The sequence below is a fragment of the Nocardioides sp. LHD-245 genome, assembly GCF_030929495.1.
Classification (GTDB): domain Bacteria; phylum Actinomycetota; class Actinomycetes; order Propionibacteriales; family Nocardioidaceae; genus Nocardioides.
Genome location: NZ_JAVFWN010000003.1, coordinates 103,878 through 117,542, shown reverse-complemented (window position 1 = coordinate 117,542; position 13,665 = coordinate 103,878). Strand labels below are relative to the sequence as shown.

General features: G+C 71.0%; 13 protein-coding genes. 6 read left to right on the top strand and 7 right to left on the bottom strand.

All coding sequences use genetic code 11. The features are described from left to right. Positions 1–188 precede the first annotated feature (188 nt). The 3 genes from RB608_RS05600 (at position 189) to RB608_RS05590 (ending at position 3,482) form a co-directional block, all read left to right on the top strand. Positions 189–1,196 (top strand): amidase domain-containing protein, encoded by a 1,008-nt coding sequence (locus RB608_RS05600; RefSeq protein ID WP_308086826.1) that lies wholly within the window; start codon positions 189–191, stop codon positions 1,194–1,196. 2 nt (positions 1,197–1,198) lie between these two features. Continuing rightward, positions 1,199–1,906 (top strand): hypothetical protein, encoded by a 708-nt coding sequence (locus tag RB608_RS05595; protein ID WP_308086825.1) that lies wholly within the window; start codon positions 1,199–1,201, stop codon positions 1,904–1,906. A 100-nt stretch (positions 1,907–2,006) separates the two neighbouring features. Then, complete coding sequence (locus tag RB608_RS05590) at positions 2,007–3,482, top strand: M1 family metallopeptidase (RefSeq protein ID WP_308086824.1); 1,476 nt, start codon at positions 2,007–2,009, stop codon at positions 3,480–3,482. 5 nt (positions 3,483–3,487) lie between these two features. Here the strand turns inward: RB608_RS05590 and RB608_RS05585 are convergent, their stop codons facing one another. Then, the gene (locus RB608_RS05585) at positions 3,488–4,537 is read right to left on the bottom strand and encodes a serine/threonine-protein kinase (RefSeq protein WP_308086823.1); all 1,050 of its coding nucleotides are present in this window, start codon (positions 4,535–4,537) and stop codon (positions 3,488–3,490) included. Between the two features lie 92 nt (positions 4,538–4,629). On the opposite strand from RB608_RS05585, the gene RB608_RS05580 reads away from it, so the two are divergent. Beyond that, positions 4,630–5,484, top strand: coding sequence for a DUF1707 domain-containing protein (locus RB608_RS05580; protein ID WP_308086822.1), 855 nt, complete (start codon positions 4,630–4,632; stop codon positions 5,482–5,484). Positions 5,485–5,663: 179 nt separating this feature from the next. On the opposite strand, the gene RB608_RS05575 is transcribed toward RB608_RS05580, so the two are convergent. The 3 genes from RB608_RS05575 to pdhA are packed head-to-tail and all read right to left on the bottom strand — an operon-like array spanning position 5,664 to position 9,124. Next, the gene (locus RB608_RS05575) at positions 5,664–7,007 is read right to left on the bottom strand and encodes a dihydrolipoamide acetyltransferase family protein (RefSeq protein ID WP_308086821.1); all 1,344 of its coding nucleotides are present in this window, start codon (positions 7,005–7,007) and stop codon (positions 5,664–5,666) included. Positions 7,008–7,016: 9 nt separating this feature from the next. Beyond that, positions 7,017–7,994 (bottom strand): alpha-ketoacid dehydrogenase subunit beta, encoded by a 978-nt coding sequence (locus RB608_RS05570; RefSeq protein WP_308086820.1) that lies wholly within the window; start codon positions 7,992–7,994, stop codon positions 7,017–7,019. After that, the gene (pdhA, locus tag RB608_RS05565; protein WP_308086819.1) at positions 7,994–9,124 is read right to left on the bottom strand and encodes a pyruvate dehydrogenase (acetyl-transferring) E1 component subunit alpha; all 1,131 of its coding nucleotides are present in this window, start codon (positions 9,122–9,124) and stop codon (positions 7,994–7,996) included. Before pdhA ends, RB608_RS05570 begins: the two co-directional genes overlap by 1 nt. A 557-nt stretch (positions 9,125–9,681) precedes the next feature. Between pdhA and RB608_RS05560 the strand changes: the two genes are divergently transcribed. Both RB608_RS05560 and RB608_RS05555 read left to right on the top strand, forming a co-directional pair. Further along, on the top strand, positions 9,682–10,347 hold the full coding sequence (locus RB608_RS05560) for a hypothetical protein (protein ID WP_308086818.1): 666 nt from the start codon (positions 9,682–9,684) through the stop codon (positions 10,345–10,347). Positions 10,348–10,366: 19 nt separating this feature from the next. Continuing rightward, positions 10,367–11,206, top strand: a complete 840-nt coding sequence (locus RB608_RS05555; RefSeq protein ID WP_308086817.1) for a hypothetical protein — start codon at positions 10,367–10,369, stop codon at positions 11,204–11,206. 62 nt (positions 11,207–11,268) lie between these two features. Here RB608_RS05555 and RB608_RS05550 read toward each other — a convergent pair whose 3' ends face one another. From RB608_RS05550 to RB608_RS05540, 3 genes are read right to left on the bottom strand one after another with little or no spacing between them, the layout of a single operon-like run. After that, complete coding sequence (locus tag RB608_RS05550) at positions 11,269–12,147, bottom strand: hypothetical protein (RefSeq protein WP_308086816.1); 879 nt, start codon at positions 12,145–12,147, stop codon at positions 11,269–11,271. A 27-nt stretch (positions 12,148–12,174) separates the two neighbouring features. Next, positions 12,175–13,200 (bottom strand): hypothetical protein, encoded by a 1,026-nt coding sequence (locus RB608_RS05545; RefSeq protein WP_308086815.1) that lies wholly within the window; start codon positions 13,198–13,200, stop codon positions 12,175–12,177. Beyond that, complete coding sequence (locus tag RB608_RS05540; protein ID WP_308086814.1) at positions 13,200–13,646, bottom strand: hypothetical protein; 447 nt, start codon at positions 13,644–13,646, stop codon at positions 13,200–13,202. The genes RB608_RS05545 and RB608_RS05540 overlap by 1 nt, the downstream gene beginning before the upstream one ends. Between the last annotated feature and the right edge of the window lie 19 nt (positions 13,647–13,665).

Here is a 13,665-nt window from a genome sequence, read left to right as displayed (position 1 = left end):
CCGATCTGGCGCACCGGCGCCATCACCATCCCGACCGTGCATTCCTTCGCTACGAGCAAGCCCGCCGGCAAGAAATTCAGCAAACCCCTGATTCCTCGCCGCCGCGGCCATATTCTTCGGTGATATCACGCAACCGGCCGTCGACCCGGCCCGAGGAGCCGCGTTCGGCGCGGGCCTTCTTTGTTCGGTTGGCGTTGCTGCTGATGACGTCAAGCCTTCTTGGAGCGCCAGTCTCGCTACTGGGCGCCCCTCCAGCGGTGGCCGGCGCCGGAACCTCGCATCTGTACGCGGGTGAGTATCTGCACGGAGACCAGTACCTCGTATCGCCCAACGGCCTGCTTCTGCTGGTCATGCAGACCGATGGCAATCTTGTGGTCTACGGCTCGAGCGGTCCGGGGACAGGCTCCGTTGCACTGTGGTCGAGCGGGACCGTCGGCAACCCTGGATCCTTTGCGGTACTCCAGGGTGACGGGAACTTCGTCGTCTACCGAGGCGACGGAGTTCCCTTGTGGAGTTCGGGCACGAACGGAAGGCCCGTGCATCGCGCCGCGATGCAAGACGACGGAAATCTCGTACTCTACGGCGCGGACAATGCCGTCTACTGGGCCACTTACACCACATGGACGCCCAACCCTCGCCCTTCGTACCACTATGATCGGGACGCCGCCCGAGACTACGCGAACACCTACTGGAACACACGCCACCCAGCTTTCCCTCAAGGGTTCGAAAATGATTGCGCCAATTTTGCCAGCCAGGTCCTCTGGGCGGGCGGCATCGAGATGCGCTGGCCGAGCGGGCCGTTGCTGGGCTCGAACAATCTTCCGGACAAGTGGGCGGCGAGCGTGAACGGCTGGACACAGAGCTGGAGCATCGCACGCAGGTTGTACTCCTTCGTCACCCAGAAACTAGGGGCCGATTCGACCTACATCGCAAGCTCATCCTCGAGGCCTCCTGCCTACGTGAGCGGCTCGAAGGGGGATCTGGTCTTCTATGAGTGGGGCAATCAGGACGGTCAGCTCATCGACCACGTCAATGTGAGGGTCGCAGCAGGCAAAGATCCCCATTCTCCATTTACAGGCGACCGCGTGAACGGTCACACCTCCGACCGCCAGAAGGCGATCTGGCATCTGTGGCCGTACAATGCCAACAGAACCACCACCTTCTACTATCTCGTCCGAATCCCGAGCGGGGCGTAGCAATGAACAAGAGTCATCGGACCGTCGCGGTCGCGTCGCTCCTCGTCGCCGCGGTGGCGACCGTCGTCGCGAGCATGAGCGGGATCATGGGCGGGATCATGGGCGGGGACACGAGCGGACGCCCCGAAGCCGACGCTGATCGCGCGGCAGTCATCGATGCAGCCCTGCGCGGCATCAATACCGCGCAGAATGCCATCTCGGTGGATCCTCGATCAGGTTTGGTCGACCCCTTTCTCGTCGAGATGAGCGACGCTGGAGCCCACCGCCGCGAGTACCTCAGCCTCCCCGCCGACTATCAGGCCGGCTTGGCCACAGCACGCCATGATGTCGAGCGATTCCTCGCCGGAAGAGCCAAGGCGGAAGCACTCGCCAGGAACGACGAATGGGTTGCGTACCTGCCGGGGATCATTCCTCGACTTGTCAAGGTAGCCGCCGACCCCATCAACAACTCACTCCTTGAAGGAGATGAGGCGATCAGCTACATCCTTGCGAGCGGGGGCAAGGACTTGAAGGTGGTGACGGTCGAGTTCGGCGAGAACTCGGCCCAACTGACGGGCTCAGTGTTGCTGTGGTCGTCGGGCGTCGGCATCGGGAGCGGGCAGCTTCAGGTCTACTCACCGACAGGAATATCGGACGTTGAGATCGAACTGGTGCGAGAAGATTCGACCTGGAAGGTGTCGGACTTGAGCATGACGCCTCGGGCCCCCTGACGACCAAGTAGTCACGTCTCCGGACGCCAGGTCGACGTGCGGGCCGGGGTGAGGGACGTGGTCCGTCCTCTCTGCGACCCACCACTGCCATGATGCGTCCATGAGACGCGGCGCGCGCACCGGCGGCCTCCTGGCCGCGGCCGCCGGCTGCCTGCTGCTCGCCGCGTGCGGCGGCCTGTCCTGGCAGCCCACCGGACCGGGCGCGACGACGTCCCCGGTGCCGACCAGCTCCCCTGACAACGCGGCACCGCCCGGCGATCTGGCGATCGCGCACAACGACACCCGTGCCGACTCGGTCTACCCCGAGATCGGCGACCCGCTCGTCGACGCCCTGCACTACGACCTCGACCTCGCCTGGGCGCCCGACACGGACCGGCTCACCGCGACCGAGACGCTGACCTTCCGGGCCACGGCCGACGCGGAGCGGATCCCGCTCGACTTCAACGAGCAGCTCGCGATCAGCAGCGCCACGGTCGACGGTGCGCCCGTCGAGCTCGCCGTCGCGGGCAACGACCTCACCGTCGCGCACCCGATCACCGCCGAGCGGCAGTACGAGCTGGTGCTGGAGTACGCCGGCACCCCGGCGAGTGCCCCCGCGCCCAGCGCGCGCAGCGACTTCGCACAGGGCGTGGGCTGGAGCATCACCGACGAGCACGAGACCTGGACCCTGCAGGAGCCCTACGGCGCCTTCACCTGGTACGCCGCCAACGACCACCCGTCCGACAAGGCGCTCTACGACTTCACGCTCACCGTCCCGGCTCCGTGGGCCGGCGTCGCCAACGGCGTCCTCACCTCCTCGACCACCGAGGGTGGGCGGAGCGTGAACACCTGGCACCTCGCGGAGCCGGCGTCGGCGTACCTCGTGACGGTGGCGTTCGGCGACTTCCAGCACACGGAGCTGGAGTCGGCGAGCGGCGTGCCGATCCAGGTCTGGACCGATGCCGACGGGGAGGCCCTGCCGGGCGACACCTCGTTCGCGCCGGAGGCGATCGACTGGCTCGAGCGGATCCTGGGCCCGTACCCGTTCGACAGCTTCGGCGTGCTCGTCGTCGACAACGACAGCGGCATGGAGACGCAGACCATGGTGACGCTGGGCGACTCGCCGTACAGCCTCTCGGCGGCGGTCCTCGTGCACGAGGCCGCGCACCACTGGTACGGCGACACGGTGACCCCCGCGGACTGGTCGGACGTGTGGATGAACGAGGGCATGGCGATGTATCTCCAGGGCATGTGGGAGGCCGAGCAGGAGGGCATCCCGATCGCCCGGAAGATGGACGACTGGGCCGCCTTCGAGTCCGGCCTGCGGGCGGCGGCGGGCCCGCCCGGCGCCTTCGACCCGGCCCAGTTCGGCGACGGCAACATCTACTACGGCCCGGCCCTGATGTGGCAGGAGCTGCGCGAGCGGGTCGGCGAGAAGAGGTTCTTCGAGGTGCTCCGGGAGTGGCCGGCCGCCCAGGCCAACGACACCGCCGACCGCACCGAGTACCTCGACTGGATCGAGGACACCACCGGCGAGGAGCTGTCCGCCTTCTTCGACGACTGGCTGCTGGACCGGGCCACGCCGCCGCGCGACTGACCGGGTCAGCGGGCGGGCGGCGGGGAGGGCCACAGGCACCGGGCGGCCGCGGTGAGGACCGCGTCGCGTGGCAGCTCGTCGAGGCGGCGCACGCCGTGGCCGGCAGCGAGCGCGCGGGCGGTGCACCCGGCCACCGCGGGGTCGAGCGCGGCGTCGCGTTCGAGGGCGTGGGCGAGAGCCGCGACCTCCGGCCGGCGCCGAGCCGGGGAGTCGTCCCGGGTCAGCACCGTGACCGATCCGACGAGGACGGCCGTGATCGCGGCCGCCAGCGCCGGCTGGGCGATCCGCCGGGGCCGCCGGGGCCGCCGGGACCGGCGGGCCGGGCGGCGTCCGGGTCGGGCCGGGACGCTACTCCGCAGGTCGTCGCGCAACGCGGCGGCGGAGGGGTAGTCGCCGGCGAGGGCGTCGCGGAGCACCCGCGCGAGGCCGCGCGGGAGGCGCCCCACCGGCCGGCCGTCGTACGGCGCGCGGCCGGTCAGGCACGCGCCGAGCAGCCGGCCCAGCGCCTCCAGATCGCCCGCCACGCCGCGGTCCGGGTCGCCGCCCGCGCGACCCGCGATCCCGAAGTCGGCGAGGTAGGCGACGGTGTGGGTGCCGCGGCGGCGCAGCAGGACGTTGGCCGGCTTGACGTCGCGGTGCGCCAGCCCGGCCCGGTGCGCCTCGGCGAGCCCGTCGGCGACCTGCGCGACCAGGTCGGCCGCCTCGCCGGGCGGCAACGGGCCGTGTGCGCGCAGCGCGGCGCCGAGGTCGCCGTCGGGGACCAGCTGGCTGACGAGGTAGAGCCGGCCGTCGATCTCGCCGTGCGCGAAGACCGGCACCACGTGCGGCGAGTCCAGCGACGCCTGCGCCCGCGCCTCGCGCACGAACCGCGCCCGGAAGTCCGGGTCGTCCGCGAGCTCCGGGACGATCAGCTTGAGCGCCACCCGCCGCTCGAGCACCGTGTCGACGGCCTCGTAGACCGTCCCCATCCCGCCCCGACCGAGCCGGCGCACGATGCGGTAGGGCCCGAGCTGGTCGCCGGGTGCCGTCGTACCCGGGCGCGGCGGAGGCGGCATCCCCCCGTTCTACCGGCTCCCGGTACGGCGGGCGAACGGTCATCCCCAGCCCCCGGCCCGGCGGGCGGCCGGCGTCTGGGTAGCGTCGAGCCGTGGGCGAGCACGGCAGGTGGGCGAGCGAGGACGACCGGATGGAGGCACTGAGCCTCCTGGAGTCGGCGTACGGCGAGGGCCGCCTCTCCCGCTCCGAGTGGGAGAGGCGAGGTGAGCTCGCCCTGCGCGCGGAGACCAGGGAGGACCTCACCAGTCTCACCGACGATCTCCGGCGCGGCCCCGCCAGGGAGGAACGCCTGACGAGGTCGCGCCTCGCCGTCGCCGGGGCCGTGATCGCACTGGTGGTCACGGGAGGGGTGGCCTACACCGCCCTCGATCACGACGAGCCCGAGCCGGCCGCCACGACGGCTCCGGTCGTCCCCGCGCCGGCACCCGAGCCGGCCGACGAGCCCCGCGTGCCCGAGCCGGAGCCGCCGGCCGACGACGTGGCACCCGCCGACGAGCCTGCCTACTCCTTCACGCCCGACGGCGTGCGCGACTTCGCCGCCCTCTACCAGGAGGAGTTCGGCCGACAGCCCCGCGCGCTGGCCTTCGGCTTCACCGATCATCAGGCCGTGATCTACCGGCCCTCCCGGGCGGACGGCAAGATCCGCCGCTGGTTCCTACGGGACGGCACCTTCCTCGACGACGGTGCCCGGACACCGAGCGCACCGCTCGAGCCCGGTCTGATCGCCCTCGCCGAGGTCGACGTCGACGCGATGTTCCGGCACGTGAACACCGCACGGGACGCGGCCCTCGGGCCGGTCGACATCCTCGGCGTGACCATCCTGCGCACCGACGGCCGGGCCGCGGTGGTGGTCTCCGCGGGCAACCGCTCGAGCGGCAGCTGCTACCGGATCACCACGACCCTCGCCGGGGAGCTGCTCACCCAGGGCGAGGAGCCCTGCGGCTGAGCACCTGACACCTCCGGCGGGCCGGCCCCGGTCGTCCCCAGCCGTTGAGTCGTCACATCCTCCCGTTGAGTCGTCACGTTCTCGCGTTGAGTCGTCACGGCCTCATCGACCAACCGCCCGAGATGTCAGGTCAACGGGAGTCTGTGACGACTCAACGGGAGTCTGTGACGACTCAACCCTCAGAACAGCAGGGCGGTCGCGGGATCGCCGATCAGGTCGGCGACGTCGGCCAGGAAGCGCGAGCCCGTGGCACCGTCGATGTGACGGTGGTCGAAGGAGAGGGACAGCGTCATCACCTGGCGCGGCACGACCTGGTCGCCGACGACCCACGGCTGCGGCTTGATCGCGCCGAGGCAGAGGATCGCGGACTCGCCGGGGTTGATGATCGGCGTACCGCCGTCGACCCCGAACACCCCGACATTGGTGATCGTGAAGGAGCCGCCGGCGAGCTCGGCCGGCTGGGTGCGTCCCTCGCGGGCCGTCGCGGTCAGCGCCTCCAGCGCGTGGGCGAGCTCGACCAGCGACAGCGCGTGCGCGTCCTTGACGTTGGGCACGACCAGGCCCCGTGGGGTGGCGGCGGCGATGCCGAGGTTGACGTAGTGCTTGACCACGACCTCCTGGACCGCCTCGTCCCAGGTCGAGTTCATCAGCGGGGTGCGGCGCATCGCGAGCAGGCAGGCCCGCGCGGCCACGAGCAGGGGGCTCACCTTCACCCCGGCGAACTCGGGACGCTCCTTGAGACGCGCGACGAGCTCGACGGTCGCGGTGGCGTCGATGGTCACCCATTCGGTCACGTGGGGGGCGGTGAAGGCGGACGCGACCATGGCGGCGGCCATGTTCTTGCGTACTCCCTTGACCGGCTCGCGGGTCTCGCGTCCCGCGGGGTCGACCGCGACCGGGGCCATCGGGGCGACGCGGGCGACGGGTGCGGCCGGAGTGGCGCCACCGGCGGCGGCCAGCACGTCCTCCTTGCTGACCGTGCCCTTCGGGCCGGTCGGCACCAGCGCCGTCAGGTCGATCCCGAGGTCGCGGGCCAGGCGCCGCACCAGCGGCTTGGCGAGGGCCCGCACCGGGCGGCCCGCGGGTGCGTCCGCGCCGGCCGGCGCGGCAGGAGCGGCCGGGTCGCCCTTGCGCGCCCGGCGCTGGAGCGCCCGCTGCTTGGGTCCGTAGCCGACCAGCGTGGCGTTGCCGGTCGGCGGGATGTTGGTGTCGATGACCTCCGTCGCCGCCGGCACCTCCGTCGCCGCCGCGGGCGGCTCGGCCCCGGCGACCGGCGCCGCACCCGGCTCACCGATCCGGATGATCGGGGTGCCGACCTCGACGGTGTCGCCCTCCGCCGCCAGCAGCGCCAGCACCTGCCCGGCGTACGGCGAGGGCAGCTCGACGACGGACTTGGCGGTCTCGATCTCGACCACGACGTCGTTGATCGCGACGACGTCGCCCTCCTTGACCCGCCAGGCGACGATGTCGGCCTCGGTGAGGCCTTCGCCGACGTCGGGGAGCTTGAACTCTCGGGCGGTCATGACAGCTCCTCAGAACCCGAAGGTCCGGTCGACGGCATCGAGGATCCGGTCGAGGTCGGGCAGGAAGTCCTCCTCGATCCGGGCGGGTGGGTAGGGCGTGTCGAAGCCGCCGACGCGCAGCACCGGGGCCTCGAGCGAGTGGAAGCACTCCTCGGTGACCCGGGCGGCGATCTCGGCGCCGAGGCCGAGGGTCACGTGCGCCTCGTGCACCACCACCAGCCGTCCGGTACGACGGACCGACTCGACCACGGGGACCAGATCGAGCGGCGAGAGGGTGCGCAGGTCGATGACCTCCAGCGAGCGGCCCTCCTCGGCGGCGACGGTGGCCGCGTCCAGACAGGTGGAGACCGTCGGGCCGTAGGCGACGAGCGTCGCGTCCGCGCCCGGGCGGACCACGCGCGACTGCCACAACGGCGCCGGCGGGGCGCTCTCGTCGACCTCGGCCTTGGTGGAGTGGTAGAGCCGCTTCGGCTCCAGGAACACGACGGGGTCGTCGCTGTGGATCGCCTGCTGGATCATCGCGTAGGCGTCGGCGGGGTTCGAGCACGCGACGACCTTGAGGCCGGGCGTGTGCACGAACTGCGCCTCGGGCGACTCGCTGTGGTGCTCGACGGCGCCGATGCCGCCACCGAACGGGATCCGGATCACCATCGGGATCCGCACCTTGCCCCGGCTGCGGTAGTGGATCTTGGCGACCTGGCACACGATCTGGTCGTAGGCCGGGTAGACGAAGCCGTCGAACTGGATCTCGACGACCGGCCGGTAGCCGCGCATCGCCAGGCCGACGGCGGTGCCGACGATGCCGGACTCGGCCAGCGGGGTGTCGATCACCCGGTCGTCGCCGAAGTCCTTCTGCAGGCCGTCGGTGATCCGGAAGACGCCGCCGAGCGCGCCGACGTCCTCGCCCATCACGATGACCTTGTCGTCGTCCTCCATGGCCGAGCGCAGACCGGCGTTGAGCGCCTTGGCGAGGGTCATGGTGGCCATCAGCGGACCTCCTCGAACGAGGCGGCGTGGGCGTCGTACTCCGCCTGCTGGGCCGCCAGCTCGGCCGTCTTCTCCGCGTGGACGAAGTCCCACAGGTCGTGGGTCGAGGGGTCGGGCAGGGCGTGGCACTCGCGCCGCATCCGCTCGCCGAGGGCGTCGGCCTCGGCCGCGACCTCCGCCAGGAAGGCGTCGTCGGCCAGGCCGTTGCGCCGCAGGTAGACCTCGAGCCGGGCGATGGGGTCCTTGAGCTTCCAGTGCTCGACGTCGTCGCTGAGCCGGTAGCGGGTGGGGTCGTCGGTCGTGGTGTGGGCGCCCATCCGGTAGGTGTAGGCCTCGATCAGGATCGGTCCCTGCCCGTCGCGGGCCCGCTGCAGCGCGGCCCTCGTGACGGCGTACGTCGCCAGCACGTCGTTGCCGTCGACGCGGATGCCGGGGAAGCCGAAGCCCTGGGAGCGGCGGTAGAGCGGGATCCGGGACTGCCGCTCGAACGGCTCGGAGATCGCCCACTGGTTGTTCTGGCAGAAGAAGACGACCGGTGCGTTGAAGGAGGCCGCGAAGACGAACGCCTCGTTGACGTCGCCCTGGGACGACGCGCCGTCACCGAAGTGCGCGACGACGGCGGTGTCGCGCTCGGGGTCGCCGGTGCCGACCAGGCCGTCGCGCTGGACGCCCATCGCGTAGCCGGTGGCGTGCAGCGTCTGGGCGCCGATGACGATCGTGTAGAGGCCGAAGTTGTGCTCGGCGGGGTCCCAGTCGCCTTGGTCGACGCCGCGGAACAGGGCGAGCAGCCGGACCGGGTCGACGCCGCGGCACCAGGCGACGCCGTGCTCGCGGTAGGTCGGGAAGACGAAGTCCTGCGGCGCCAGCGCGCGGCCGGCGCCGATCTGGGCCGCCTCCTGGCCGAGCAGCTGGGCCCACAGGCCGAGCTCGCCGTGCCGCTGCAGCGCGGTCGCCTCGACGTCGAGGCGGCGCACGAGCGTCATGTCACGGTAGAAGCCGCGCAGCTCGTCGGCGGTGAAGTCGGTGTCGAAGCCGGGGTGGTGGACCCGCTCGCCCTCGGGCGTCAGGAGCTGGACGAGCTCGGGCTCGGGTGCCTGCTCGGGAGCCGGTCCGAAGACGGGGTCGGTCATATCGCCACTCCTTGCAGCCGTCCGCGGGATCGCCGCGGCACGGGTCGGGGGGTTGGTCCGTGGGTCCGGGACCGTCACAGGGGTGGCGTGACGGGTGATCCGGAGCACATCTGCGATCACCACGATACTCGTCCCCATGAACGGCAACTGGTCTGTCAACGTCGTACGACGCCGGGCGTGACGCCCAGGAGACATTTCCGGTGACCTGTACCCACGACGGCACCACCAGGAGAGCCGAAGCCCAGCAGCGCCAGCCTTCCCACCGGTCGCCTGCGCGACCATCATTCGGCTGGCGTCGCGTTGACAAACGTGGTCGCCGCCACAGTCATGAAGGACCAATGCTCCAGCGAGTCCGTGCCTGGGGCGAGAGGCCGGGCGAGAAAGAGGTGCGGGGATGCAACCTTCTGCGGGCCCGACGTGTCTCAGTATTCGAGCGGCGATCGACGCCATCACAGAACAGACGGACAGGTAGTGAGATGAGACGTATCAAGACACCGCTGGTGGGGCCGCAAAGACAACGCGCCGTTCGCCGGGCCGAGCACCCGGAGTAACTAGATATGCAACGAGTCCTTATTGCTGCACGGAGATTCCTCTTACTTGCCCTCGGATTCGCGATCGGATCGCTCGCCGTCAGCGCGTGGGCGCTGAGTCAAAATGGACGCGAAACCAACTCTGACGCCGTCAACGGCTCAAAGATCGCCATCATCGGTCAATCGTTCCACGTACCCTCGGGAGGTTGCGTGGTCTATTCGCACCTCGTCTCAAAATGGTCACCGGGCAAGCACGTCGAAGCGGGACAGCTTCGATGTGACGGGGCCACCATTGATGGCACCTGTCACAACGACCACCTGGTCATTGAGCGATTCACCGGGAGTAGCTACTACTGCGTGCAGGGCGTCACCTTCAACAACGGCCAAGGCATGATTAGCACGATCCAGCGCTATCCGAACCTCAGCTCGACTACCATGAGGGGAACTGTCGCCGGAGCAGATCTGGATCAGAGCGGGTTCACACTCGGTGTCAAAACTGTTGCGACGGCGTGGGGAGAGGCAACGAATTCCTGCCCGACGGGGGCAGCGGTTGGCATCTTCGACTACTGGGACAAGCTGGGCGCCGGCGGGGCGTGGAAGGTGGCAAAGAGCGGCGTGTTCCGCAATGCCTCCGACTGCTGGCCGACTATCAGCACACCTGCTACCGACGGAGGTTTCTATGTTCAGCGCTAGGAGGCGTAGATCCTGGCTCATGATCAGCACGGGCCTCGTGATCGGCGCAGCATCAGCCGTCGGCGTGGTCTCCGCTGCCAACGATGATGACCGCTACGACCCGTCGGCGAGGCAGCAGGTCCAACCGGGCGATGTGCCGATGAACTACTCCGGAGCGCCTCTTCGGCGACGGGGCGCATCCATCCCACAGGACGACGCGATCGAGAGCGTCGTCGCCGGCCTCGGGAAGCGAGTGTCCTTCACCGACCGCCCGGACGGTCCGCTAGAAGTCCACGTCACGACGCCATCCCTGGAAGGTCCCAACGACGTCAGGACGACGTGGACGGCCGAACTGGCGCTCGGCGCCCTCGCCGAGCTTCGGCGGACCAACGAAACCTCCTACGCCGAAGTCCTGGGCGACACCAAGATCAAGGCAGACCTTCCACTGGAGACGCTCGATCTCGACGGCGGCCACGGCTTCGTGGCGACGGGCCAAGTGTTCGCTGCTCAGGCCGACCGCCGCTCAGACGAGGCCATCGAGAGTTCATTGACCGACCAGGCGCGGAAGTTCGGCCTCGAGGTCATTGCCGTGGACGTGCTGCGACCGCTCGGTCCGGCACCGATCGTCATCCTCCGCACTCGTGGTGCCGACAAGGCCCCGGGCTGGACCATGGACAACCTTCGCGATGCGTTGGCAGGCAGTCCCCTGGACTACGAGGGCATCTACATCGAGCTCCGCGCCCCGGACGGAACCCCACTTGTCGCGGCCGGCACGTCGTACCGGACCGGCGTCGGCGGCCTCTGGTTCGAGCCCGGCCACGACGAGACATTCGGCGCTACGCATCTCGGTGGCCGCCCACAACCGGAACCAGCGAGGTAGCCAGCGGCAGCCGATAGGTCGTGAGCTGTAGCTGGGAGGACTCTGGACGGAGCCGTCAGGCGTCAGCGTCCATGGCTGGTCTCGTACGGCGATTCGTCGCGACGACGCGACCACAGCGAGAGGACCACGAGGACCAGGCCGGCCGGGGCCGCCGGCAGGAAGCCGCGCGCGTAGGGCTCGAGCGAGCCGACGACGGTGTCGAGCAGGACGCCGGCGAGCTCGCGGCGCTCCACCTCGACCCGGTCCAGCGCGGCGGACGCGAGCGGCTCGGCGGCCAGTTGCAGCGCCACGGCCGCCAGGCCCACGCCCAGCAGGGCGACGCCGACCGCCCGGCACCGGCCCCGCCAGCCGCGGGCGGCCAGCAGCGCGAGCGCGACCAGGCCCAGCCACGCGAACGGCAGGACCCGGGCGACGCCGGCGAGGGTCCGGTACGCCGGGCCGGCCTCCGCGACCTTCGCCTCCCGCTCCACGGGCACCTGGAGCGGGATGTCGGGCAGCAGCCCGACCGGGATCCCCCGGTCCTGGAGCTGCAGGAGGACCTGGGCGAGGAGCAGGCTCGCGTCGACGGTGACCGAGCCGTCGGCCGGGGCGTCGGGGTCCTCCAGGATCGTGAGCACCTGGTCGTGGAGGTCAGCGTTGGCCGTGCGCCAGAACGACGGGAACTCGGGACTCTCGACGACCACGGTGGCGGCGGCCCGGGCCCAGTCCCGCGCCGCGGCGGGCAGCCCGACCGGGGAGTACTGCTGGAGCGCCTCGATCGCGCCGTCCGCGGCGGCGTCGGCCAGGACCCGGCGCACGGTCGGGTCGTCGGCGAGGCCGGCCACCGTGTCGACGTACTCGTCCCGGTCGTCGATGCGGGCGGTCAGCCAGGTGCCCGCGATGGCCAGGGGCGCGAGGAGGGTGGCGAGCAGGACGGCCACCGTGGCGATGAGGGAGCGCACGCGGTCAGGATGCCGGACGAGCGCCGGTCAGCCGGCCTTGTCGATCTTCCAACGACCGTCCTCGCGGGCCAGGTCGATCCGGAAGTCCTGGCTGGTGCCCTGGACGGAGACCTCGACCTGCACCGTCGCGGTGCCCGCGGCCTCGTCGACCTGGGCCGGGCCGACCTCGTAGGTGACGAGGTCGCCCAGGCCGGTCGGGATCTGGTCGGCGCTGCACTGGCCGCCCTTGCTGAGGTACGCCGACGTCACGAGGTCCTCGGCGGTCGCGCAGTCCCCGGCGAAGGCGGCGTCGAAGAACGCCTGGACGACCGCGCCCGGCTCGTCGGGGACGGCGTCGGCCGTGCTGGAGCCGCCGGCCGACGGGCTCGCGCCCGAGGTGGGCGGGAGGCTGACCCCGCCGCCGGGACCATCCGTGGAGCCGGCGTCCGGGTCCTCGGAGCCCGTCGTCCGGGCGGGCGCATAGGACGACACCAGCCAGGTCCCGTCGACCTCCTCGAGCAGGAAGGTGTACGTCGCGCTGCCGGCCGGGCTGCTGAAGTCCGCCTGCACACTGGCGGTCGAGCCGTCGATGCTGGCCTCGTGGACCTCGGACTCGACGTCCTCGGTGGCGAGCAGCTCGAAGGCCTCGGAGCGGCACGGGTCCGCGGCCTTCGCCTGCTCGGTGAGCAGGCGCTCCGCCGCCGCGCAGTCGCCGTCCTCGGCGGCGTCGACGAGGTCCTCGACGACGTCCTCCGGTCCACCGGCGGAGCTGTCGTCGCCCCGGCCGTCACCATCGCCGTCATCGTCGTCGGACAGGACCACGATCAGGCCGACGATCACGCCGACGAGGAGGACCGCGCCGACGACGGCGAGCACGATCCACAGCCCCTTGCCCGAGCCGCGCTCCGGAGCGCCGGGACCGCCGGGCGGCGGCAACGGCGGCGGACCGCCGAAGGGACCGCTCGGCGGGCCACTCGGCGGACCGCTCGGCGGACCGCTCGGGGGCGGACCGGTCGGGGGTCCGGCCGGGGGCGGGGGCGGCGGGGCGCCGTACGGCGGCGGGGGCTGGCTCATCAGGGGCCCATCTGCTCGAGGTAGTCGGAGAACCAGGAGTCCATGTCAGCGGGGTCGGTGGGGAAGTCCGGGATCTCGGAGGGCATACCCGTGGGGTAGCCGGTCGGAACCCTGGTCGGCTTGTCGGCCGGTGGCGCGGGCAGGCTCGGCAGCCTGCTCGACGGCATCGTGGGCACGGTCGTCGGCAGGTCGCTCGGGAAGTCGGAGGCGTCGATCGTGGGCAGGTCGAGGGTCGACCCCGACGCCGGGGCCTCGGGCACCGTGCTGCTGGTGTCCTGGCCGACCCGGCCGCCGTCGTCGTCCCCGTCGCGCCCGGCCAGCAGGAAGGCCGCGGCGGCGACGATCGCCACCACCAGGAGCACCCCGCCCACGGCGATCACGGCGCGCAGACTCCGGCCCCCGCCCACCTCGAGGGACGGGCCGTCGGTCGGGAGCTCGGGAGGCACGGGGTCAGCCTACGGGGCC